This is a genomic window from Microcystis sp. M061S2 (genome assembly GCF_020245605.1).
GTDB lineage: Bacteria > Cyanobacteriota > Cyanobacteriia > Cyanobacteriales > Microcystaceae > Microcystis.
The window spans coordinates 1-21,797 of the sequence record NZ_JADBUP010000085.1 but is presented as its reverse complement, the minus strand read 5'-3'; the positions used below and the strand labels follow the sequence as shown (position 1 = coordinate 21,797).

The following is a 21,797-nucleotide window of genomic DNA, read 5'->3' as shown; positions in this document are numbered from 1 at the left end:
TTTTTAGGTTCTCCTTTAAATTGGTTTATTTACAGCCTTTCTCGTTGTAACTCTTGGCGGATTTTTTGCAGTACAGGATCCTCAGTAGGATATAAAGAATTACTTAATTCTCTTTCTTTTTTTTCTAGTTGTTTCTTCTCAGGATCAAAATTTAATCCTAAAACTTCTAGCAGTTTGTTCCCATCGGAATTAAGCTGACAAAAGGGATACATCCACACTGATAATTGAGATTCTAAAACGGTCATTGCACCTATAATGATGTCAGCACTAGGACGTTTACCACCGTCGGGAGTTTTTCGCCACGAATCTTTAGAATCCATTAAAGACTTAATCCACGGTTGATTATTTTGGTAGTAATCTAACCATTTATCTGGTAAGATTTCTTGCAATTCCTCGAAAATAATTACTTTGTTTTTTTCGACTGATAATTGTTTTTCTCGGAATCCGTTGAGATATTCAGTGTGCGAATTAGACATCAGTAATTCTTTTTCCGATTTTTCCAACTCCTTTTTTTCAGAATCAAAATTTAGTCCTAAGACTTCTACCAGTTTGTCCCCATCGGAACTAAGTTGACAAAAGGGATACATCCACACTGATAACTTAGGTTCTAAAGCTGTTGCTGCCGCTATAATTATGTCAGCACTGGGACGTTTACCACCGTCGGGAGTTTTTCGCCACCAGCCTCTAGAATCCATTAAAGACTTAATCCAAGCTTGATTATTTTGGTAGTAATCTAACCATCGCCTCGGTAAGGTGGCTTTTAATTCCTCAAAGTTGCTCATTTTGTCCCATAAGTTAGGCTATTAACTAATAAGTTAATTCTTCGCCGTAACCCACCCAGAAAAAGAGTTTATTGGTGGTTATTGGTGGGTTTTGGTGGGTTACGCTGTCCCTAACCCACCCTACAAAATAATCTAAACCATCATCAGGTCTAATTCTTCCTCGGCGTTAACTTTGGGTTTATCGGCATTAAGATAGAAATCCGATAATAAAGTGAATAATTCCCGGTCGGCAGATTCTTTGGGAATAACTCCTTCTGGTTTGGCTAAAATCTGATCGGCAATGTTGAGATAATAGTCACAAACATAACTTAACATCGGATCCTTGTCGGCCATTTCAAAGAGAGTTTGACCTTTAACTCTGGAGACGCGAATATCTTCAATTAAGGGTAAAACTTCTAACACTGGCATGGGAACATGATCTACATATTTATTAATTAAATCGCGTTTTGAGGTGCGATTACCAATTAATCCGGCTAGTCGCAGGGGATGGGTGCGCGCTTTTTCGCGGACGGAAGCGGCGATGCGATTGGCGGCAAAAAGAGCATCAAAGCCGTTATCTGTGACAATTATGCAGTAATCGGCGTAATTTAAGGGTGCGGCAAATCCTCCACAGACCACATCCCCCAAAACATCGAACAAAATCACGTCAAATTCATCAAAAGCGTTCAATTCTTTTAATAATTTCACCGTTTCCCCGACGACGTAACCGCCACAACCAGCACCGGCCGGGGGTCCCCCCGCTTCTACGCATTTGACTCCACCGTAACCTTCATAGATAACGTCTTCGGGCCAGATGTCTTCGTAGTGAAAATCTTTTTCTTGTAGGGTATCGATGATTGTGGGAATCAGAAAGCCTGTCAGGGTGAAGGTGCTATCATGCTTGGGGTCACAGCCTATTTGTAGGACTTTTTTGCCTCTTTTGGCTAAAGCAGCCGAAATATTACAGCTTGTTGTCGATTTACCGATGCCACCTTTTCCGTAGACTGCGAGTGTTAAAGGCATGGAAGTTCTCCTAAATTTGCGCTTGAATGGTGAGTTTGTTTATCAGTGCTTTGATCGCCATTATTAACCATCTACCCACTCCTTGGAAAGAGGCTCAATTTTTATCTGCTATAGCTATAGTGAGATTTAAAGCGTAAAAATTAGATAAATAATTTTTTAGAGCTTATAGAGTTTCTGAAATTGATAAAAACTTATAAAAACAGCTTTGTTTATACGTTTACTTTAAATGCAAACAATAAACAAAAAACCGCCAAAGCTTTACAAAAACTCGATAAACAGGGTTTTACCGTGCCAAATCCAGATAAAAAAGGTCAAGATAGAGCCAGTCTAGAGACTGATGTCAGATTTTCGTGAATAATCATTACAATTTTCCCCGTCAGCAGATTAAATAAATCGATCCTGAGAAGGATGCTGAAAAAAGCTGTAGTACAATTAGAACAAAGTACCTGTAGGGTTTCCCATGCGAGTTAAGCAAAAAACGCTGACTACACTCTTATTAGAGAATAAAGCTCCTAAATATCGTCCTTTTCTGGGTTTTTTTCTCACTGGTGTTCCCTTGCTGTTTTTAGCCTATGTGGTTTCTTTCCAGCGCGCTTATCTCGACTGCATTCGGTTAAGTACAAAAAGGATAGATTGTCAATATGTCCAAGAGTATAATTTTCCTGTTTCTAGTCGGGAAAATTTTTCTTTGACTCACATTAAAGCTACGGCTGTCTATCAAGAAGTTTTTATCAGTGTTGAGCAGGAAAAAACTGTTAATAACACGGTTTTATTGGTCGGGAGAAATAACCATCTCTACATCGAGAATTTTCGGGATGTGCAGTCGGCTAGTGATTTTAAAACTCGATTTGAGAGTTTTGTGAATAGATATCAAACTCAGGAAATTATTGCCAAAAGTCCCCTAGATACCTTGTCAGCACTGCTAGAACACCACCATAATTATCCCTATTATCTTTGGGGTATGTTATGCTTATTGTCTGGTCTATTGTTACTTTATGATGCCAGCTATCGGGAGAGTTATGTCTTTAATCAGGGTACCGCTACCCTAACCCGTAAGCGACAACATTTAATTTTTAGAAGTGAAAGTGAATATCTTCTAGAGAGAATTGTTGAGGCAAAAGTAGAAGAGTACAAAGGCTTTTTGGGGTCTAATTACCGACGGATTATTTTAACCTTATCCAACGGGGAAAAAATTATTCTCAATTGCCGGTTACTGGAATCTATCAGTAACGGAAAAAGGGAAGAAAAAATCCTGGCAATGATTGCCGAAAAGTTAAACTTAACTCAAGAGGAACTGTTAATCTAAGTAAATGCGCTCTAGTTATTTAAAGTCTCTTTTTTTCTGTTTCCTATTAGTGACCGTGTTAGTTTATATATTGCGCGGCATGGGAATATTATCTTTTTTACCCGGAGGATTAATTTTGTTATTAATTCTCTCTTCCGTGGTGACGGGAATTATCTACGGAATCGATAAAACCCGCCGTTTTTAGGAAAATATTGGCTCTCCAGACAGAAACGAGAAGAGCCGAACGGTTCTACTGATAATGGTAAACCCAAACGTCAGTTTGTCAGCAATCCCACGGATAAAAATAACTGATGGTGAGCAATAGATATTTCTTTAAAATTGAGATGCAGCCGTTGCCAAAGGCTAACAGACCTAGGCTAATTAACCGGGGACTAAAGAAGATTTGAGCGCAAAAATTTTCTCGATTACCTCTTCTACCACCTTATCAGGAGTGGAAGCGCCAGAAGTCACTCCGACGACAATTTTTCCCTCATTTAACCAGTTATCGGTGATAATTAAATCGTCCCCTAAAGGTTTATGTTCGATGCGATTACCGGGGAGAATGCGCTCGGCACTATCGATATGATAGGAGGGAATGGCACGCTCGATCGCTATTTCCTGTAGGTGAGTGGTATTAGAGGAATTATAACCGCCAATTACCACCATTAAAGAAAGCGGTTCTTTCACCAGTTCAAACATGGCATCTTGACGCTCTTGAGTGGCATCACAGATGGTATTAAAACTCATGAAATGATCTTTAAAATCGATCGGCCCGTACTTTCTCAACATAGTATGCTCGAAGAGTTTGCCAATTTCCTCCGTTTCACTTTTCAGCATCGTGGTTTGATTGGCAATACCGATATAATCTAGATCGCGATCGGGATCGAAACCCTGGGAATGTGCATTTTTAAACTTCTCTAAAAACTCGTTTTTATCGCCACCGTGGAGAATATAATTAGCGACATAATTAGCTTGAGCCAAATTTAAAACGATCAGATAAGTGCCAGCAAAAGAGCTAGTGGCGATCGTTTCTTCGTGATTATATTTGCCGTGAATAATCGAAGTGTGGTCGCTTTTTTTGTGCTTTTCCACGGAATTCCACACCTTAGAAACCCAGGGACAAGTGGTGTCCACAATCATGCAACCCTTATCGTTAAGTATTTGCATTTCCGAGACACTGGCCCCAAAAGCGGGTAAAATCACCACATCCCCCGATTCCACCACACTAAAGTCTTTTTGGCCATTTTCCACCGGAATAAAACCCACGGCCATGGAGCGCAGACGCTGATTAACCGAGGGATTGTGAATAATTTCGTTAGTAATCCAGATACGTTCCTGGGGAAAATGTTGACGAGTTTCGTAGGCCATAGCGACAGCGCGTTCTACCCCCCAACAAAAACCAAAAGCTTGAGCGAGATAGATCGTCACGTCCCCCCGTTGCAAACGATAATTATTTTCACGAATTTCTTGGATCAGGTCGCTTTGATACTCATTGGTCATCGCATCCATTACTTCCTCTTTATGACCGAATCCCTTGCGGTTATAGTTATCCGATTGCTGTAGGGTACGTTTAAAGGATTTTGTATCCATGATTCTCTGATAGGGGTATTGGTGGCGCTAAATTGGGCGAGACAGTAGCTTGCCATATATTAAACATACCTTATCTAGTCAGCGCAGGAGGCTTTTAGAGACTAGAGAGAAATTCCTCGTCGATATCGTAACCAAACTGTTGAGCGAAAAATTTTAAGCGAGATAAAGCAGGAATTTGCTGACTTTTCAGCCAATCAGACAAAATAAAGAGTTTTTGCATCACAAAAATCTCCAAAGCTTCGGGATTATATTGAATTCCTTCCCCGCGATGGAATTGATGGGGGACTAACATAGCAGCATAACGGGCGATTTCTCCCTGTTTTGGGTCAAGAATAAAGATTAGCCAGGGATAAACCGCATCTAAACGCAGAAACCACAGCCTGACTTCCGGTATCTCCGATAATTCCCGCATATCACCCTCTGCGCGAGGATAATCTATCTCTAATTGTAGAGCTTGTTCCAGTTCGGCGATCGCTGATCGGGACCGATAATCTTGAATAATAGTCTCTAAAGATGATAGATCCAGATTTTGAATCTGATTGGGGTTAAGAGCGATTTTGACAGTCATAGGGGCAAATAAAAGGTTATATCGGGCAAAATTACGGTTTTTTATCCCCAGATCGGCAATGATCTATCTCAGAAAATACTCTCGATCGGGACAAAAAAACTAAGTATGACTATTCTCTCACTCCGGAGCGAGAGAGGGAAACTGGACTAAAATCCTCATCATTGGATTTCTCCGACAATTTAACCTCCCTTGCACACCAGGGTTTTTTAGATTGATAACTATTAGGGTGATATTGTCCTCGTTTGCTCATCAGTTCCGCTTGACAAAGAGCTAATCGATGACTAATTACTATGGTTATTTTATCGGTGGCTAAAGTGCGAAACATTTGCTAGATTTCCTATTCTCCATTGGCAGCAAGGGAGCCAGTCTTTTACTCAAAAATGAGCCATGCTAAGGATAATTATTTTAGAGGATTTAACCCTTTTTCTCTTAACTTAATTAAGTTCAATCAATCGGGATTATCAAAGAGAGTTATATCGGGGAAATTAGCTACTTTATCAATTACTTTACCCTGAACAAATCCTCGAACTCGATCGCGCAAAGAAGCAAAGAGTAAACCGGTAATCGTGCTGAGGGAATCGGTGAACAAGCTCAGGAAAATTAATCCGCTCACACTTGCGACTACATTTAAAACAAACAACGGTTGAGTCTTGTCTGACGAATAATACACATTATTACAGTCCCCAGCACTCGAACCAGGAATAAAGGTAGAATAGAACTGTAGAGATCTGGAGGGTTGCTATGTTTACACACAACTTAGATGACAGAAAACTGCCCCTCGATCGAGAAGGGAAAACACCGCAAAAACTCACCTATCGCTCACCAAAAATCTACCACCTTGGTCACCCTAGCAATTTGTCAACGGAAGGGAATTCAAGGATTGTGGGATTTAGAAGGAAAATTTGCCCTCGTTATTCTTGATGGAAGTCCTGCGGCAACATTCCCTAGGCATTGGTGGTGTCGAAAGTGGCAGTCGCATCAGCAGTTCCCTAGCTGTGATCCCATGGTTGCCACCAAGCAACTGAAGTAAGACGAGGATATCATCTTGGATCGGCAAGGGAAACTGGACTAAAATCCCCAAGGTTGGATTTCTCCGACAATTTAACCCCCTCTGCACACCGGGGGTTTTTTAGTCGGCAAAATCGGGAACCAGGGACAAGAATAAATTAGTCAATTTATGGTAAAATAAGCGCATCTTCTCCGCTTTTATCCCATGCAAGCCAACTTTTTTACTAATATCCTCTTACCCGTTGGCCTAGGCGTTTTAATGTTAGGCATGGGATTGGGATTAATTCTCGCCGATTTTCAGCGTATCACCCGTTATCCCAAAGCAGTCCTGATCGGTTTAGTCAATCAAATTATTATTCTACCGATCATCGGCTTTATTATTGTTTCTCTTTTGCCTCTCCGGCCAGAAATTGCCGTCGGTTTAATGATTGTCGCCATTTGCCCCGGCGGTCCTTCCTCCAATGTTTTAACCTATTTAGCTAAGGGAGATGTGGCTCTTTCTGTTACTTTAACCGCTTTTAGCAGCATCATCACCATTTTCACAATACCTTTTTTAGCTAGTTTCACTCTCCAGCATTTTATGGGAGAAAGTGCCGCCATCTCCCTACCCATTGGTTCCACTATGGCGCAGATATTTTTGATTATAGTTTTACCCATGGTTATGGGTATGACTATCCGCCATTACTTCCCTTTACTGGCGACAAGTCTCGAACCGATAACTAATCGTTTAGCCGTGATTTTTCTAGCAGTTATTATCTTCTTATTAATCCTGAGAGAATGGCAACGTTTACCTTTATTTATCGCTCAAACTGGCCTGGCAGTGATCATTTTAAATACGATTGCTTCCCTAATTGGTTTTTTCAGTGGTCGTTTATTTCAATTAACTATTCCCCAAAGAATTTGTATCGCCATCGAAGTGGGTATTCAAAGCGGCACTTTAGCTATTGCTATCACTGCCGGTTTATTAAAGAATCCCGATCTAGCCATTCCCGCAATTGTCTATAGTTTATGGATGTATGTCAGTGCTTTTATAGCTGTTTATTATGGTCGCAAAAAAGCAGCTTTGGCAAAATAGCTAAATCTGGTGATAGGATCTAGCTAAAAACTGATAACTGATTATGTTAATTGGTAAATATTTAACCCTAGAAGAATTATCTACCTGTTCCCAAACCTATCAAAAGTATGCATCACAAATCGATCCCTACCCAAAAAATCCCGCAACGATAACCGCTTGGCAAAATCTCGCTCACTTTATTATCGATCCAATTATTGATAATTTTGGTCGAGAAAAATTTCAATTAACCTACGGATTTTGTTCCAATGATCTGAGAAAATTTCTCCAAAAAAAAGACCCGATCACCGGCTTAAAAAACGGTAGAATCGATCCCAGTCGTGATCAACATTGCGCCCACGAAATTAATCAAAAAGGTCAATATTATTGTCAGCGATTGGGGGCAGCCTGTGATTTTCGGATTATCGATTTAACTAGCGATCGCCTGATAGATTGGATTTTAACCCAAAAATTACCCTTTGATTCTCTCTATTTTTACGGAATTAATCGCCCAATTCATATCAGCTACGGACCCCAACATAAACGAGATCTATGGACTTTTACCCCTAAAGGAACACCGACTAAAAAAGGTTTACAATCATGGGTAGAAGCCACTAAATCTATCGATTCTGAAGCTAAAAAATCCCCCAAAATAGGGGGATAACCAAGACCTAAAACCCTCTTCTTTTAGATTTCTGGTTCCAGATCGTCCTCCTCGTCTTCATCGGCCGGTTCCGTGGGTAAAGGAACCGAACCCATGTCTAATTTATCCCGCAATAACTTCTCAATTTCTGCCGCTACTTCTGGCCTTTCTTCGAGATATTTAACGGCATTATCGCGACCCTGGGCAATATTTTCGCCATTATAGCTATACCATGCTCCTTTACGAGTAACCACGTTAGTTTGTTCGGCGATATCGAGCATACAACCCACTTGGGAAATGCCTTTACCGAAGATAATATCAAATTCAGCAATCCGGAAAGGAGGCGCGACTTTATTTTTAGCCACCTTAACTTTAGCCCGAATTCCGTATTCCCCTTCCGTGCCTTTTTTCAAAGTTTGAATGCGACGGATATCTAAACGTACCGAGGCATAAAATTTTAAGGCCGTTCCTCCGGTGGTCACTTCAGGATTGCCGTAGGTGACACCGATTTTTTGCCGCAGTTGGTTGAGGAAAATCACCACACAACCCGATTTACCAATATTACCAGCAATTTTTCGCAGGGCTTTACTCATCAAACGGGCCTGCAAACCCACCTGATTATCCCCCATTTCCCCTTCAATTTCCGCCCGCGGCACTAAAGCGGCCACCGAGTCGATGACAACGATATCCACGGCCGAAGAACGCACTAACTGGTCAACTATTTCTAAGGCAGCCTCCCCCGTATCCGGTTGTGCCACCAGTAAATTATTGATATCTACCCCTAAATCTTCCGAATAGGTGGGATCTAAAGCGTGTTCCGCATCGACAAAGGCCGCCACTCCCCCAGCTTTCTGCACTTCTGCGATCGCATGGAGGGCTAAGGTGGTTTTTCCAGAACTTTCTGGCCCGTAAATTTCGACGATGCGGCCCTTCGGTAAACCGCCACCCAACGCCATATCTAGGGTTAAAGCACCACTAGGCACGGTTTCCACCCGCATCCGGGTGGCGTCTCCTAAACGCATGATCGAACCTTTGCCAAAGTTGCGCTCGATTTGATTTAAGACTAAACCCAAGGCTTTATCTCGATCGGGATTACTTGTCATTGTCGCCATTAATTTTCTCCCCAGTTTTCTTAAGTAGTACAGCAGTATGCAAAGATTGTAGCCTGTTTTAATCTTGATCACCAAAAAGTTAGAAACTTTTTCCAGAATGGTGATCAAAAATCAAAAGTTTTGATTTTTACAGCCAAGGCCGGCTCATCTGTTCTAATTGCGTCACCTCTTGCGCTTCTAAACTCCATCCTAAGGCCCCGGCATTTTCCCTCGCTTGGGCCGCAGTTTTTGCCCCCGGAATGGGAATTACATCCCCTTGGGCGATTAACCAATTGAGGGCGACTTGTGCGGGGGTTTTTTGGTATTTTGCGCCCAATTCTTGCAGTACCCTTAAAATTGGGGCTATTTTCTCCAAACCTTCTTTTTTGAACCGCGAGTCAACTTTTCTGGCTCCATCGGGCAAATTCTGGCTTTCTGGGCTATATTTACCCGTCAGTAGTCCTTGAGCGAGAGGGCTGTAGGCGAGGATGGTGACACCTAATTCCTTGGCCGTGGCTAAAATTCCCTTAGTTTCTATTTTGCGATACAAAAGCGAATACTGCACCTGATTGACCGCTAAGGGAACCTCTTTTTTCGCCAAAATCTGGCTTGCTTGACGCATTTGCTCGGCGGAATAATTACTTACACCCACGGAACCAATCCGGCCGCTTTTTACTTCTTCCCCTAGGGCATTGATTAGGGTTTCTTGGCTAATTAGGAAGGTGAAGGGCCAATGTACTTGGTAAAGGGCAATTTTATCGGTTTTTAGACGGTTTAAGCTCTCGGTAATGGCATTATGCACCGCATTCGCCCCCAATCGCCACGGTACGGGGGCAAATTTGCTGGCAATATCGATGGCAATATCGGTCTGTTGGGTAAATTTTCCTAAGAGTCGTTCCGATTCCCCCAGTCCATAGACTTCGGCAGTGTCAAAAAAGGTGATTCCTGCCTCTACTGCCGCTTTAAAGGCCTCCTCTACCTGACTAGCTCCGTATTCCTTGCCATAGTTCCAGAATAGTTTATCTCCCCATGCCCAAGTCCCGATTCCCAAGGCACTGACGGCAATTCCTGTTTGTCCGAGATTAGCGGTTTGTCTAGTCATATTCCCTACAAAGAATGACAGCGTTTCTCATTTAAAGTTGAAGTGTAACCTATATTTGGTCTGACTCCCCACTAACCCCCTTTTTTGATTCTGGGAAATTCGCACCCATAAGTAATGGGAAAGGACTTGACTTTGCCAGCGATTTGCGCTATGCTTTTCTTATAATGGGAATCCGTGCAAATTTTTTTAGACCCACAGATTTCCATTATGAATAAAATCCTTTAAAAATATTATCCCAAAATCTGCCGACAAAAGCAAGCAAAATTTTGCCGATAATTGTTAAGTTTTGTTAACAAAAAAATACAGAAAGGTAAAAAAATCGAAATCTCTTGCTGATTTTGAAGGACGAAGCATTCGGACAATAACCTATCGCTGAAACCGTAGATTTTCTATCCCAATGCTTCGCCCCTACTTTTTCAGCCAATACTAGGTAACTAGCTGACATCCATCGTGTTGACACTCCCATCGCGCTCATGCGAGGGATTCTTGGTTCACTGAGTTTCCTTAATCTGGCAGGACGTATCCAGCCAAACCAGAGGGAATCTCTCCCCAAGCGTATTAGTTTCGGTATGCCCTACCGTACTTAGTCCCTTTTTGAGAATATTGATAGCGGCGTTAATATCTCTATCTTCTACATAGCCACAATGGGGACAAGTATGGGTTCTCGTAGATAGAGATTTAGGGACTTTTTGACCACAATTAGAGCAATTTTGACTCGTGTTATGAGGCGGTACTGCTACCGTAGCCTTACCATATTTAAAGCCAAAATATTCTAACCATTGCCGAAAAGTTGACCAAGCCACATCATTAATAGATTTAGAGAGTTTAGAGTTTTTTACCATGCCTTGAATATTTAAGTTTTCGTAGGCGATGAAATCGTTAGATTTAATGACGTGCAATGCCTCTTTTTCGACAAAGCCTTTACGTTGCCTACTTACTCTTAAATGCTTTTTAGCATATCTCTTTCTAGCTTTTTGGTAGTTGTTTGATTGGGGTTGACCTTTTCTAAACTTTTTAGATTTCTTCCGATTCAGTCGGTTTAATCTTTTTTCCGCCTTACGATAGTATTGCGGTATTTCTACCGTTTCCCCATCACTGTTAGCGTAGAAAACTTTTAAGCCTACATCCAATCCTACACATCTTTTTGTTGGTTCTAGGGGTTTAGCATATTCCCGAATATCAACACTTAGACAAAATTGGACATAATAACCATCTGCTCGTTTAACAATCCTAACTCGTTTAATTTGGTCTAGAGGGTAAAAGTTTAGGTCTCTAGTTCCTTTTAGTTTAACCGTGCCAATGTTTTTCTTATCTGTGAAAGTAATTTGCTTTCTATCCTCCGATAGTTTCCATCCGGAGTTTTTGTATTCCACAGAACGATTATTTTTCTGAAACTTGGGATAACCTTTTTTACCTTTAACCTTTTTCTTACAATTGTCATAGAAACGAGCAATAGCTGACCATGCCCGTTCAGCCGATGCTTGTCTAGCAGTAGAATTTAGAGTATCGACAAACTTGAACTGTTTGGCGAGAACTGCACAATATTTATTGAGAGAATATTTATCGATTTTGTCTTCTCTCTTGGCATCCATCCAAAGCCTTAAAGCCTTATTACGGATGAATTGTACTGTACGAATAGCTTCATCAATGGCAGAACACTGACTTGGTTTAACCACGGCTTTCATTTCTAAGACAATCATTGTTTATCGACCTCAAACAACTTATTTTATTCTAACCTGTAGAGCATCGGATTATCAAGATTTTAGTGAACACTGAGATTGTCGAAATTTGAACACTGAGATTTTACATTGAGCCTTTACATTGAAGCCCCTCGAAATGTGTCGAAATGTCGTGCTTCGTGTCACTGAGCTTGTCGAAGTGCTGTTTTGTAATGGTCGGGGTTTCATCCCGTCTCTAAAAGCGAGGGTCTTTACCCCGACATCTGTGATAAAATCGGCCTTGTCTTTCTTCTGCCCGCGCAACGCCGAGCGGCGGTATGTTGAGCTTATTTCCCCTTTTACTTTTTACTTGGTATAAATCGTGCAGGTTTTCATTTATCACACTCCCGAACTTACCCCCGTCCATACTCTACCCGATTGCGCCGTCGTTATCGATGTTTTAAGAGCGACAACCACGATCGCCACTGCCCTCAATGCCGGTGCGGAAGCAGTGCAAACCTTTAGCGATCTGAAAACCCTGATGCAGGTGAGTGATACCTGGCAACCGGAAAAACGTCTCCGAGCAGGAGAAAGAGGTGGCGCGAAAGTAGAAGGCTGCGATCTGGGCAATTCTCCCCTCGATTGTACCCCTGATTTAATGAAAGGTCGTCGTCTGTTTATCAGCACCACTAACGGCACCCGCGCTCTGCAAAGAGTGGAAGAATCCCCAATCGTGATCACTGCGGCCATGATCAATCGGCAAGCTGCCGTTAATTACTTATTGGATAGGCAGCCCGAAACCGTCTGGATTGTTGGCTCTGGTTGGGAAGGGGGTTATTCTCTGGAAGATACGGCCTGTGCTGGAGCGATCGCCGATGCGCTACAAGAACAATCGGGGCAAATGGCGATCGGTAATGATGAGGTGATTGCCTCGATCGCTCTTTATCGTCAATGGCAAAATGATCTTTTAGGAATGTTCCACAGTTGTAGTCATGGTCAGCGCCTCTTGCGTCTCCACTGTCAAGAAGATTTAAAATACTGCGCTAATATTGACTCTCTTGATGTTTTACCGATCCAAAAAGAACCGAGCATTTTAGTCAAACTTTAGACATTATCACCCAGAGAAAGGGTCATCAGTGCCGGTAGGAGTATCGATCCTAGCCGGATTCCTTTATTTAGGGTCTGCTGAATAAATCTAAAAACCTTGTTGGATAAAACTTTTAGACCTTTTTGAAATCCAAAAGTGCCTCGTCTGGGAGTGATCAGGGGGAAAATCCCTGGACTTTTTCCCTGAAAATTAGGTAATTGAGCAGATGAAAATCGGTAAAACCCCACACCCCACACCCCACACCCCACACCCTACCCCCACCGAAAAACTTTTTGCCGCAAACCCTATTTATAGTTTGCCAACCATGACTATCGATTCTTTACTGCAACCTTTTCAGCGTTTTGGTGTCAATCTCGGTTTAGAAAGAATAAAAAATCTGCTGGAGATTTTAGGCAATCCCCAAGATAAAATTCCGATTATTCATGTCACGGGAACTAATGGCAAAGGTTCAGTTTGTGCCTATCTATCCTCTATTCTCAGTACCGCCGGTTACAAAGTCGGACGTTATATTTCTCCCCATTTAATTGATTGGACAGAAAGAATCTCTATTAATGGCGAAAATATTGAAACCGCAACTTTAGAAAACCTGCTTAAATATATACAATCGCTTATCGATCCCCAGCAGGAAAGTCCTACTCAATTTGAGGTAATTACTGCCGCTGCTTGGCTGTATTTTGCTCAGGAAAAGGTGGATATTGCCGTAATGGAAGTGGGTTTAGGAGGAAGATTAGATGCGACTAATGTTTGCGCTCAACCTTTAGTTACTGTCATCACTTCTATTAGTCGGGAACATTGGCAAAATTTAGGTCCCACGGTTGCCGATATTGCCGGGGAGAAAGCGGGGATATTAAAAGCGAATTGTCCCGCAGTTATCGGACAATTACCGGAATCAGCGCAGGGGGTAGTTAGGGAGAGAATCAAGCTGTTAAATTGTCCGACGGTATGGGTAGAAGCTGCCGAAAAAATTGCCGATAATCGGGCCAAATATCAAGGGTTAGAATATCCTTTATCCTTAGCGGGAGATTTTCAATTAACTAATTCGGCTATAGCGATCGCTGTTGTTAATATTTTACGTCAGCAAGGTTGGCAAATTAGCGATGAAGTCGTGCAAGAAGGAATGGCAAAAACTCGCTGGTTAGGACGTTTACAAACCGTTAATTGGTGTCAGCGAGAAATTTTAATAGATGGCGCTCATAATCCCGCTGCTGCTATTGGTTTAAGGCAGTATGTAGATAGTTTAAAGGCTCCAAAAATTATCTGGGTGATGGGTATTTTATCGACTAAAGATCATCGAGAAATATTCCAAGCTTTATTAAGAAAAGGCGATAGTTTATATTTAGTTCCTGTCCAAGATCATAGCAGTGCCAATCCTGAAACCTTAGCGGAATTAGCGGCTTCAATTTGTCCAGAATTATCTCACCTAGAGACTTGTTCCGATGTATTTTTAGGACTAAAAAAAGCAATCCAAGAATCTGCCGATAGTCAGATAATTCTCTGTGGATCGCTTTATCTAGTCGGTTACTTTTTAGGGAGTTTGTTTCAGGGAAAATAAAACATCAATTTTACTGGTGGTTTTATCAGGCATAGTGGCAGTAATTCCGATCCCGCGTACCGATTCTAAAAAGGCCTTTGCTTCCGGGGTTAATTCCCCGGCAGGAAGATTATTAATTCCCCCTGCTTTAGCGATAATTTGCTCCACATCGATGAAGAAATAACCGAGATTATTTTTAGGCAAATTTGCGATCGATGCTTGGAAATTCTCACTTTTGCTAATCGGTTGATTCGGTTGCGGTTGATAGGGAATTCCGACGGTCATTTTTAAGGTATCATTATTAGACCAAGCATAGGTTAAAATCGCTTGTTCTTCCGCTTTCCATTCAGTCACATCTTCACCAGAAATTTTACTGTTTTCTATGGTGATAAAGGGAACAGTTTTCACCAATTGATTTAACTTATCGAGGGTAGTTTTGGCCGCTTTATGATCGCCGGTTTGCCAGATCATCATTCCCCCAAAACCTAACCCTCCCACTGCTTGCTGGTTGGGGATAATTCCGAAGGCAAATTCTCGATCCATCCAGTTGAAAACTTCTTTATCCGCGTCAAGGGTTGCCATCTGAAAATTCTCACGGATCTGACGCAGAAAAACTTGTAATTCTGGGTTAGTTTGGGACTGTTTTTCTGCTTCTTCCCATCCCTGTTTAAGATTATTACCGCTCCAGAGTGCGATGGTATCTCCGGGTAAATAATTTAAAACTTGATTTCTGCTAGGGGAAGGTAGGTTAGAAATAGTTTCAGGAGCAAGTTTAGCCACCATTTGTAATTGTAATCCCGTATCGGTGACACCCACTCCTGCGACAATATCTTGAATTTTTGCTAATTCTTGCCGACTTTGGGGGGATAAATTAGCATCTGGTCCCAAGATTTTGGCATAATCATCGATATAAATTGTCGCTAGGGTATTGGGTAGGTTGAGGGATTGGGAAAGCAGTTTTCTCACTTCCGGTTTACTGCTAAAAGATGGCTGTCCTTGATAGGTATCGATCGCCGCTTCTAACACCTTTTTATCGTAGGATATCAACAAAAAATCGCCAGTAACAGCAGTATAAATAGTGGTGTTATCCTGCCAATCTATAGCAGTAATTGTAATACCTTTGTAGTCACTGGTGCTAGTTTTGCGATTAACTTCTTGTCCTAGTTTTTTCTGGAATTCCGACGCTTTAATTTTATCTTTGATCCCGATAACCGTTAATAATTCCGATTGTCCGGGGGTAGCTGCGGGAAGGAAAGCAAAGCTAATACTACCGATCCAAGGTTCGATATCCCGTTGATAATCAATCTTATCGGTGAAGATATTTTTTTGTAACTCTTCTAGTCCTTGACTAACCGCAGTTCGTGATTCTGGTGTACCATATTTAGCTAACACTGACCAAGCTTTTGCATCCGTGGAGACAAAACTACTAGCAAAGGCAGTTTCTGGGATAACTTTTGCCGATTGCAAGGGGGTGAATCTTTGCCAAGGAAGTTGTCCTCGTAGATAAAGATAGACACCTCCTGCGGTTACTGCTGTTAGTCCTAGGACGACTAAACAACCGGGTAAAAATGATTTTTTTGACATAAAATTGTGGTTTGGTTAAAAAAGTTCAATACTTGGCGATCAATTTGTCTGCGGTTGTAGTCTCTAGATCAGTCCTATTGTAGTTATCTTAATTATCTTATCTTATCCCCAAAGGGAACGGGTAACATTTTAGCTAATTTTTCCGACATTCTTGCTAATTACCAGAGAAAATTGGCTCATTCTTGGTTAGCTTGCCAACCCACCGCTTGATTAATGTTAGTTAACCCATTGGCCTCTAATTTTTCTGTTAATCCTTGTAAAATATTTGATACTAGCCAAGGACCCTGGTATAACCAACCGGTATAAATCTGTAATAAACTCGCACCGGCGGTAATTTTTTCCCAAGCATCATCGAGAGAAAAAATGCCTCCCACTCCAATTATTGGTAAATTGCCTTGGGTTTGCCGATAGATAAAACGGATCACTTCCGTGGCACGTTCCCGCAAAGGTTGCCCACTAATTCCCCCTGCTTCTTCAGTGATTGGTTTACCAGTTTCAGGCAGAATTGTAGTTTTTAATCCCGTGCGTTTAGTGGTGGTATTAGTAGCGACAATTCCAGCTAATTGATAGGAGAAAGCTAACTCAACAATCGTTATGATATCTTCCCATTCTAAATCGGGAGAAATTTTCACTAATAGGGGTTTTCTGCCTTGATTTTCTGTTTGTAAAATGTCGAGGATTTTATCGAGTTGTTCCCCACTTTGCAGGGAACGCAAACCGGGAGTATTGGGAGAACTAACATTAACGACAAAATAATCAGCATGGGGGAATAAATAGCGAAAACTGCCGAAATAGTCCTCCGGGGCCTTTTCTAGGGGCGTATTTTTCGATTTACAGAGGTTAATGCCGATGGGAATCTGTCGGGGTTGTCGTTGCCAAGATTGCTGGAGAGTTGCCGCTAGAACCGGCGCTCCGAGGTTATTTGCCCCCATACGGTTTAATCCCGCCAAATCTTCTGGTAAACGAAATAATCTCGGTTTTGGGTTGCCCGGTTGCCCTTCTAGGGTGACAGCACCCACCTCGGCAAAACCAAAGCCGAAATTATGCCAAAGTCCTGCCCCTAAACCGTCTTTATCGAATCCTGCCGCCAATCCGACGGGATTGGGGAAATTTAACCCCCAGAGGCTTTGCGATAGGCGAGAATCGCTAAAACTGAGGGATTCTGATAATTGTGAGATTAACCATTGTCCCCAAAATCCCCCTCGCGAGCGATCGATTTTTTGGAGAGTATTTAATAATTGTTTTTGTGTTCCTTCTAAATTGCCCCGAATAGCCTTGAAAGCTAGAGGATAAAAAGGTTTAATTGTATCAATTATATTGATCATAAAAAGACAGGAATTAAGGGTTAGGTGTAGGGTGGGTTAGGCAAGAACAAGTTATGTTTTTGACAAAAAATTTCAAATTTGCCGTAACCCACCTAGCATAATCTTTATAAACCTTGGCGAGGATTAAAAGTTTCAATCGCCCGTATTTTTTGATAAAGTTCTAATTCTTCAGGGCTAGGATTGGGAGGATTAACTAAGAGAATTTCCACTAATTGATCACCCCTTTCGCCTTGGGAAGTGGGATAACCTTTATTAGCCAAACGTAATCTTTGACCGCTTCTAACCCCCTTAGGAATCATCATTTTAACTAAACCGTCAATGGTAGGAATTTCCACAAAACCGCCCACAATTGCCTCGCTAGGAGTAATCGGCACTTGACAGACAATATCAGAACCTTGAATCCTAAAAAAAGGATGCCTAGCGATAGTTATTTTTAAATATAAATCACCCCCTTCAATCCCCTGACCTTTGAGACGAATTTTCTGCCCATCGATCATGGCTGCCGGCATATCAACCTCGATTGATCGGCCATCTTCCAGACGAATTCTTTGTCTGCCACCTTGATAGGCTTTCTCCAAAGGTAAAGTCAATTTCGCCTCCACATCTCGACGAGTTAAACGGGGAGAGAAGGCAATTTTAGCGCGCTTAGTATTAAGGTTATTAAAATCTCTAAACTTCCATAAATCCTGTTCTGTACGGGGCATTTTTCCATTACCGTTACTATTGGCTTTTTCCCACGGACGTATCCCAAGACGCTTATTACCCGTCAAGGAACGATTATACTCAACTCGTTTTTCTTCATCGGAAAGAACATCGTAAGCTTCATTAATATCTTTAAACTTTTCTTCGGCCGATTTATCCCCCGGATTAACATCAGGATGATATTGGCGAGCCAGTCGTCGAAAAGCCTTTTTTATCTCGTCACTGGTGGCCGTGCGAGATACTCCTAAAAGATCATAATAATTAACTAATTGTGGCATATATTCAGTTATCAGTTATCAGTTATCAGTTATCGGTTATCAGTTATCAGTTATCAGTGATCAGATTTGAGTTCTAAGTGAGCAGTATGTATTAAGCGAGCAGTATTAAATAGTAGTTTCCCACTGTTTTTTTACTGATTACTGTTTACTGTTTACTGTTTACTGATCACTGTTTACTGATCACTGATTAAAACCAATCATCATCGTCATCATCCCAGTTATTTTGGGGGGGAATATTGCGGGAACGATTGCCGCCGCTGCGGCTACTTTTACTATTGTTATAACTTTTTTCCTCCGAACGGGGGGGACTTTGCCAATCGCTATCGCGGCCATTGTCGTAATTGTCCCGATCGCGGGGGCGATAACTATCTTGATTAGCCGAATAATTGGGTCGATAATCGCTTTGATAACCCGGAGTACTGGGACGATAATCCTGACGATAACGATCGCGGCGCGGTTCGGAGGGAAGATCATCTTCCTTATCCCCGGTAAAAGTCTTGCGAATAGCGCTAAAAAAGCCCTCGTCTTCCTCGTCGTATTGTAGCCGTACCTCGCGATTTAATTCATAGATAACATCCTGTAGATCCGCCTGGGCGCGATCGATGCGGCGGTCATCATTTTTCTCCAAAGCGTCGATAATTTCAGTACTCAAAGACTCAATTTGACGACGATAAGAACGGGTGAACTCATTACCAAAATCGAGAGTAACATCTTTTAAGCGTCGTTGAGCTTGATCCACCAGAGAGCGGGCGCGATTGCGTTTATCGACCTTTTCGCGACGGGTACGATCTGCTTCGGCAAATCGGGCAGCATCACCGATCATGCGGTTAATTTCCCCTTCGCTGAGGGTAGAAGCGCCTTGAATGGTGACACTTTGCTCCCGTCCGGTCATTTTATCCCTAGCGGTGACTTGTAGAATCCCGTTAGCATCGATATCGAGGGACACCTGCACTTGGGGAATACCCCGGGGTGCGGGGGGAATACCGGTTAATTTAAAACGTCCCAGGGATTTATTATCGCTGGCCATTTCCCTTTCCCCCTGCAAAACGTGGATTTCCACCACAGTTTGATTATTTTCGGAAGTGGAAAAAAGGTCAGCTCTGCGGACGGGAATAGTGGTATTGCGGGGGATTAACTTTTTCATCACACCGCCGATGGTTTCTAAACCCAAGGATAAAGGGGTCACATCGAGGAGCAGCACGTCTTTGACCTCGCCGCCCAAAATTCCCGCTTGAATAGCCGCTCCGACCGCTACAACCTCATCAGGGTTAACATTTTGATTGGGTTCCCTATCGATAAAACTCCGCACCAAATCCTTAACCACCGGCATCCGCGTGCCGCCGCCCACCAGTACCACTTCATCTAGTTGGACGGGGGACAAACCAGCATCAGAAAGGGCGCGTTTGAGAGGACGACGGAGACGACTGATTAAATCGCCACATAATTCCTCAAATTGGGCCCGACTCAGGCGAGTTTCGATGTGTTTGGGTCCGTCTTCCGTGGCGATGATAAAGGGCAGATTAATATCGGTGACGCTGACCCCAGACAGTTCAATTTTGGCTTTTTCTGCCGCTTCTGTCAGTCTTTGTAGGGCTTGCCGGTCTTGGCGCAGCTCCACGCCTTCCTGTTCCAAAAATTGATTGGCTAACCAATCGACGATTCTTTTATCGAAATCATTACCGCCTAATTGGGTGTCGCCACTGGTGGCCTTCACCTCAAAAACGCCGTCACCCACTTCCAGGATAGAAACATCAAAAGTACCGCCCCCCAGGTCAAAAACGAGGATTTTCTTGCTTTCTTCTTCATCGAGACCGTAGGCAAGGGCGGCGGCGGTGGGTTCGTTGAGAATCCGCATCACTTCTAACCCCGCAATTCGGCCCGCATCCCGGGTGGCTTGACGTTGGGAGTCGTTAAAATAGGCGGGGACGGTGATTACAGCCCCGGTGACTTCTTCCCCTAGATAACGGCCGGCTTCTTCGGCTAATCGGCGTAAAACTAGGGCGGAAATTTCTTCGGGGGCGAATTCTTTTTGCAGACGGGGGCATTTAATTTTGATATTGCCCATCTCATCCCGGCGGATGGTGTAGGGGACGCGCTTCGATTCGGGGTTTAATTCCGAGTAGCGACGACCTATGTAGCGTTTGATTGCATAGTAGGTGTTTTGGGGATTAAGTACCCCTTGTCGCCGGGCCATTTGACCGACCACTAACTCCCCATCTTTATTAAAACCGACCACAGAAGGAGTGGTTCTCATGCCCTCCGAGTTGGCGATGACCACTGGCTTTCCGCCTTCCATCACGGCGACGACGGAGTTAGTTGTCCCTAGATCAATGCCTACTACTCTACCCATGCTTGTTTTTGTCTCCCCCTAGATTTCGATAACTTCGGGACTTTTACCTTCGATCGATAGTTTAAATCGCTTAATGCTTGTTGACAATATTGTATCGAATTGTCTTAGGTTCTCGCTCTCAGTTCGGGGCGATTGAGGGTGTGATTACCGAAGTGGTCTTTTAGTGATCGCTGGCGATCGGGCTTGGGGGGGTGAAAATATGGCTAGATTTCCAGATTTTCCCTTAATTCCGGCGGCGCTGGACAACAAATAGAGATTCTTTCCCCTGTACTGGGATGATTAAAAAGGATTTGATTGGCATGGAGATAATAACCACAATCTCCCGGGACTGCATCCGGTCGCGGTAATCCCCCCAGACCATACAAGGGATCACCGATTAAGGGATAGCCAAAAAAGGCCAGATGAATGCGAATTTGATGGGGTCTGCCCGTAAAAATTTGTACTTCTAATAGGGTACTATCGGGATGTTTTTTTAAGACTCGACCATCGCTGCGGGCCGATAACCCATCTGTGAGCGCACCGTAAACGTAGCCTAAAATGGGATGGGCGATTTTCCCGATCGCTTGATTAATAGTAAAATTATCTGGTATGTCGCCCTGACCAACTAAAGCTCGATATATTTTGGTAATTTTCCCCTCTCGCATCTGTTGACTCAATTTAGCTCTAGCGGGCTTTGATTTCGCCATTAAGACTATGCCCGAAGTGCCGCGACCAAGACGATGAATTGGATAGGGAGTGACCTCGGCATAATGCTGATGTACCAGATGGATAAGAGTATGTTCGAGAAATCCACCCCCCGCTAACACGGGTAATCCCGAAGGTTTCGCCACCACTAACACCTCGGCATCCTCGTAGAGTACCTCAAAAAAGAGCGGTACATCCGGTTCTGTCCAAGGCGGGCGCTGATAGGTCAATTGCTGCCCGATTTCCAAGATTGTATCGGGGCAAGCGGGACGACCGTTGACGAGAATTGCTGCTGATAAAATGCGATCGAGCCATTCTTCTGGGCTAGAATGGGGATATTTGCCCGCATAGTAGGCTAATAGGCTTAATCCTGCCTGATTTCTGCTAATTTTATCTCGATAAATCCAACCTTGATTGGCCATTGGGGAAGTGGGGTGTGGGGTGTGGGGTGTGGG

General features: G+C 42.9%; 21 protein-coding genes. 7 read left to right on the top strand and 14 right to left on the bottom strand.

Translation table 11 applies throughout. The annotated features are described in order from the left end of the window. Positions 1 to 29 precede the first annotated feature (29 nt). On the bottom strand, positions 30 to 782 hold the full coding sequence (locus IM475_RS15225; protein ID WP_287728111.1) for a DUF5331 domain-containing protein: 753 nt from the start codon (positions 780 to 782) through the stop codon (positions 30 to 32). A gap of 132 nt (positions 783 to 914) precedes the next feature. Next, a complete protein-coding gene (gene bchL / locus IM475_RS15220; protein ID WP_108936572.1) occupies positions 915 to 1,784 on the bottom strand; it encodes a ferredoxin:protochlorophyllide reductase (ATP-dependent) iron-sulfur ATP-binding protein in 870 nt (289 codons plus the stop codon). 460 nt (positions 1,785 to 2,244) lie between these two features. Here bchL and IM475_RS15215 point away from each other — a divergent pair, with 460 nt between their 5' ends. Continuing rightward, a complete protein-coding gene (locus IM475_RS15215) occupies positions 2,245 to 3,090 on the top strand; it encodes a hypothetical protein (protein WP_287728110.1) in 846 nt (281 codons plus the stop codon). Positions 3,091 to 3,094: 4 nt separating this feature from the next. Next, positions 3,095 to 3,274: a hypothetical protein gene (locus IM475_RS15210; RefSeq protein WP_287657351.1), complete on the top strand. Its 180-nt coding sequence runs from the start codon at positions 3,095 to 3,097 to the stop codon at positions 3,272 to 3,274. Positions 3,275 to 3,450: 176 nt separating this feature from the next. On the opposite strand, the gene IM475_RS15205 is transcribed toward IM475_RS15210, so the two are convergent. The 4 genes from IM475_RS15205 to IM475_RS15190 form a co-directional block, all read right to left on the bottom strand. Continuing rightward, a complete protein-coding gene (locus IM475_RS15205; protein ID WP_287728109.1) occupies positions 3,451 to 4,659 on the bottom strand; it encodes a 4-hydroxy-3-methylbut-2-enyl diphosphate reductase in 1,209 nt (402 codons plus the stop codon). A 94-nt stretch (positions 4,660 to 4,753) separates the two neighbouring features. Further along, complete coding sequence (locus tag IM475_RS15200; protein WP_287657353.1) at positions 4,754 to 5,227, bottom strand: CRR6 family NdhI maturation factor; 474 nt, start codon at positions 5,225 to 5,227, stop codon at positions 4,754 to 4,756. A 109-nt stretch (positions 5,228 to 5,336) separates the two neighbouring features. Further along, positions 5,337 to 5,552: a hypothetical protein gene (locus IM475_RS15195; RefSeq protein WP_287728108.1), complete on the bottom strand. Its 216-nt coding sequence runs from the start codon at positions 5,550 to 5,552 to the stop codon at positions 5,337 to 5,339. Between the two features lie 123 nt (positions 5,553 to 5,675). Continuing rightward, complete coding sequence (locus tag IM475_RS15190; RefSeq protein ID WP_287728107.1) at positions 5,676 to 5,840, bottom strand: hypothetical protein; 165 nt, start codon at positions 5,838 to 5,840, stop codon at positions 5,676 to 5,678. A 147-nt stretch (positions 5,841 to 5,987) separates the two neighbouring features. Between IM475_RS15190 and IM475_RS15185 the strand changes: the two genes are divergently transcribed. The 3 genes from IM475_RS15185 to IM475_RS15175 all read left to right on the top strand — a co-directional run bounded on the left by IM475_RS15185 (position 5,988) and on the right by IM475_RS15175 (position 7,950). Continuing rightward, a complete protein-coding gene (locus IM475_RS15185) occupies positions 5,988 to 6,257 on the top strand; it encodes a hypothetical protein (protein ID WP_287728106.1) in 270 nt (89 codons plus the stop codon). 183 nt (positions 6,258 to 6,440) lie between these two features. Next, entirely contained in the window at positions 6,441 to 7,310 is an 870-nt protein-coding gene (locus IM475_RS15180) for a bile acid:sodium symporter family protein (protein WP_287728105.1), read from the top strand. 43 nt (positions 7,311 to 7,353) lie between these two features. Beyond that, positions 7,354 to 7,950, top strand: coding sequence for a hypothetical protein (locus IM475_RS15175; protein ID WP_287728104.1), 597 nt, complete (start codon positions 7,354 to 7,356; stop codon positions 7,948 to 7,950). 23 nt (positions 7,951 to 7,973) lie between these two features. Here the strand turns inward: IM475_RS15175 and recA are convergent, their stop codons facing one another. From recA to IM475_RS15160, 3 genes are all read right to left on the bottom strand, one after another. Beyond that, a complete protein-coding gene (gene recA, locus IM475_RS15170; protein ID WP_002800964.1) occupies positions 7,974 to 9,041 on the bottom strand; it encodes a recombinase RecA in 1,068 nt (355 codons plus the stop codon). A gap of 127 nt (positions 9,042 to 9,168) precedes the next feature. Then, complete coding sequence (locus IM475_RS15165; RefSeq protein WP_287728103.1) at positions 9,169 to 10,122, bottom strand: aldo/keto reductase; 954 nt, start codon at positions 10,120 to 10,122, stop codon at positions 9,169 to 9,171. 491 nt (positions 10,123 to 10,613) lie between these two features. Beyond that, positions 10,614 to 11,822 carry an RNA-guided endonuclease InsQ/TnpB family protein gene (locus IM475_RS15160; protein WP_287728102.1) on the bottom strand — a complete coding sequence of 403 codons (1,209 nt, stop codon included), beginning with the start codon at positions 11,820 to 11,822 and terminating at the stop codon, positions 10,614 to 10,616. A 340-nt stretch (positions 11,823 to 12,162) separates the two neighbouring features. Between IM475_RS15160 and IM475_RS15155 the strand changes: the two genes are divergently transcribed. Further along, the gene (locus IM475_RS15155) at positions 12,163 to 12,888 is read left to right on the top strand and encodes a 2-phosphosulfolactate phosphatase family protein (RefSeq protein ID WP_002759138.1); all 726 of its coding nucleotides are present in this window, start codon (positions 12,163 to 12,165) and stop codon (positions 12,886 to 12,888) included. A gap of 304 nt (positions 12,889 to 13,192) precedes the next feature. Continuing rightward, positions 13,193 to 14,440 carry a bifunctional folylpolyglutamate synthase/dihydrofolate synthase gene (locus tag IM475_RS15150; protein WP_287728101.1) on the top strand — a complete coding sequence of 416 codons (1,248 nt, stop codon included), beginning with the start codon at positions 13,193 to 13,195 and terminating at the stop codon, positions 14,438 to 14,440. On the opposite strand, the gene IM475_RS15145 is transcribed toward IM475_RS15150, so the two are convergent. The 5 genes from IM475_RS15145 to IM475_RS15125 form a co-directional block, all read right to left on the bottom strand. After that, positions 14,414 to 16,003: a DUF3352 domain-containing protein gene (locus IM475_RS15145; RefSeq protein WP_287728100.1), complete on the bottom strand. Its 1,590-nt coding sequence runs from the start codon at positions 16,001 to 16,003 to the stop codon at positions 14,414 to 14,416. The genes IM475_RS15150 and IM475_RS15145 overlap by 27 nt on opposite strands. 176 nt (positions 16,004 to 16,179) lie before the next feature. Then, positions 16,180 to 17,328 (bottom strand): quinone-dependent dihydroorotate dehydrogenase, encoded by a 1,149-nt coding sequence (locus tag IM475_RS15140; protein ID WP_287728099.1) that lies wholly within the window; start codon positions 17,326 to 17,328, stop codon positions 16,180 to 16,182. A 104-nt stretch (positions 17,329 to 17,432) separates the two neighbouring features. Then, positions 17,433 to 18,308 carry a DnaJ C-terminal domain-containing protein gene (locus IM475_RS15135; RefSeq protein WP_287728098.1) on the bottom strand — a complete coding sequence of 292 codons (876 nt, stop codon included), beginning with the start codon at positions 18,306 to 18,308 and terminating at the stop codon, positions 17,433 to 17,435. 187 nt (positions 18,309 to 18,495) lie between these two features. Then, a complete protein-coding gene (gene dnaK / locus IM475_RS15130) occupies positions 18,496 to 20,658 on the bottom strand; it encodes a molecular chaperone DnaK (protein ID WP_287657370.1) in 2,163 nt (720 codons plus the stop codon). A gap of 203 nt (positions 20,659 to 20,861) precedes the next feature. Then, positions 20,862 to 21,764: an RluA family pseudouridine synthase gene (locus IM475_RS15125; protein WP_287728126.1), complete on the bottom strand. Its 903-nt coding sequence runs from the start codon at positions 21,762 to 21,764 to the stop codon at positions 20,862 to 20,864. Between the last annotated feature and the right edge of the window lie 33 nt (positions 21,765 to 21,797).

Coding starts and splice junctions, on each gene's coding strand:
- IM475_RS15225 (WP_287728111.1), bottom strand. CDS start 782: ATGAGCAACTTTGAGGAATTAAAAGCCACCTTACCGAGGCGATGGTTA.
- bchL (WP_108936572.1), bottom strand. CDS start 1,784: ATGCCTTTAACACTCGCAGTCTACGGAAAAGGTGGCATCGGTAAATCG.
- IM475_RS15215 (WP_287728110.1), top strand. CDS start 2,245: ATGCGAGTTAAGCAAAAAACGCTGACTACACTCTTATTAGAGAATAAA.
- IM475_RS15210 (WP_287657351.1), top strand. CDS start 3,095: ATGCGCTCTAGTTATTTAAAGTCTCTTTTTTTCTGTTTCCTATTAGTG.
- IM475_RS15205 (WP_287728109.1), bottom strand. CDS start 4,659: ATGGATACAAAATCCTTTAAACGTACCCTACAGCAATCGGATAACTAT.
- IM475_RS15200 (WP_287657353.1), bottom strand. CDS start 5,227: ATGACTGTCAAAATCGCTCTTAACCCCAATCAGATTCAAAATCTGGAT.
- IM475_RS15195 (WP_287728108.1), bottom strand. CDS start 5,552: ATGTTTCGCACTTTAGCCACCGATAAAATAACCATAGTAATTAGTCAT.
- IM475_RS15185 (WP_287728106.1), top strand. CDS start 5,988: ATGACAGAAAACTGCCCCTCGATCGAGAAGGGAAAACACCGCAAAAAC.
- IM475_RS15180 (WP_287728105.1), top strand. CDS start 6,441: ATGCAAGCCAACTTTTTTACTAATATCCTCTTACCCGTTGGCCTAGGC.
- IM475_RS15175 (WP_287728104.1), top strand. CDS start 7,354: ATGTTAATTGGTAAATATTTAACCCTAGAAGAATTATCTACCTGTTCC.
- recA (WP_002800964.1), bottom strand. CDS start 9,041: ATGGCGACAATGACAAGTAATCCCGATCGAGATAAAGCCTTGGGTTTA.
- IM475_RS15165 (WP_287728103.1), bottom strand. CDS start 10,122: ATGACTAGACAAACCGCTAATCTCGGACAAACAGGAATTGCCGTCAGT.
- IM475_RS15160 (WP_287728102.1), bottom strand. CDS start 11,822: ATGATTGTCTTAGAAATGAAAGCCGTGGTTAAACCAAGTCAGTGTTCT.
- IM475_RS15150 (WP_287728101.1), top strand. CDS start 13,193: ATGACTATCGATTCTTTACTGCAACCTTTTCAGCGTTTTGGTGTCAAT.
- IM475_RS15145 (WP_287728100.1), bottom strand. CDS start 16,003: ATGTCAAAAAAATCATTTTTACCCGGTTGTTTAGTCGTCCTAGGACTA.
- IM475_RS15140 (WP_287728099.1), bottom strand. CDS start 17,328: ATGATCAATATAATTGATACAATTAAACCTTTTTATCCTCTAGCTTTC.
- IM475_RS15135 (WP_287728098.1), bottom strand. CDS start 18,308: ATGCCACAATTAGTTAATTATTATGATCTTTTAGGAGTATCTCGCACG.
- dnaK (WP_287657370.1), bottom strand. CDS start 20,658: ATGGGTAGAGTAGTAGGCATTGATCTAGGGACAACTAACTCCGTCGTC.
- IM475_RS15125 (WP_287728126.1), bottom strand. CDS start 21,764: ATGGCCAATCAAGGTTGGATTTATCGAGATAAAATTAGCAGAAATCAG.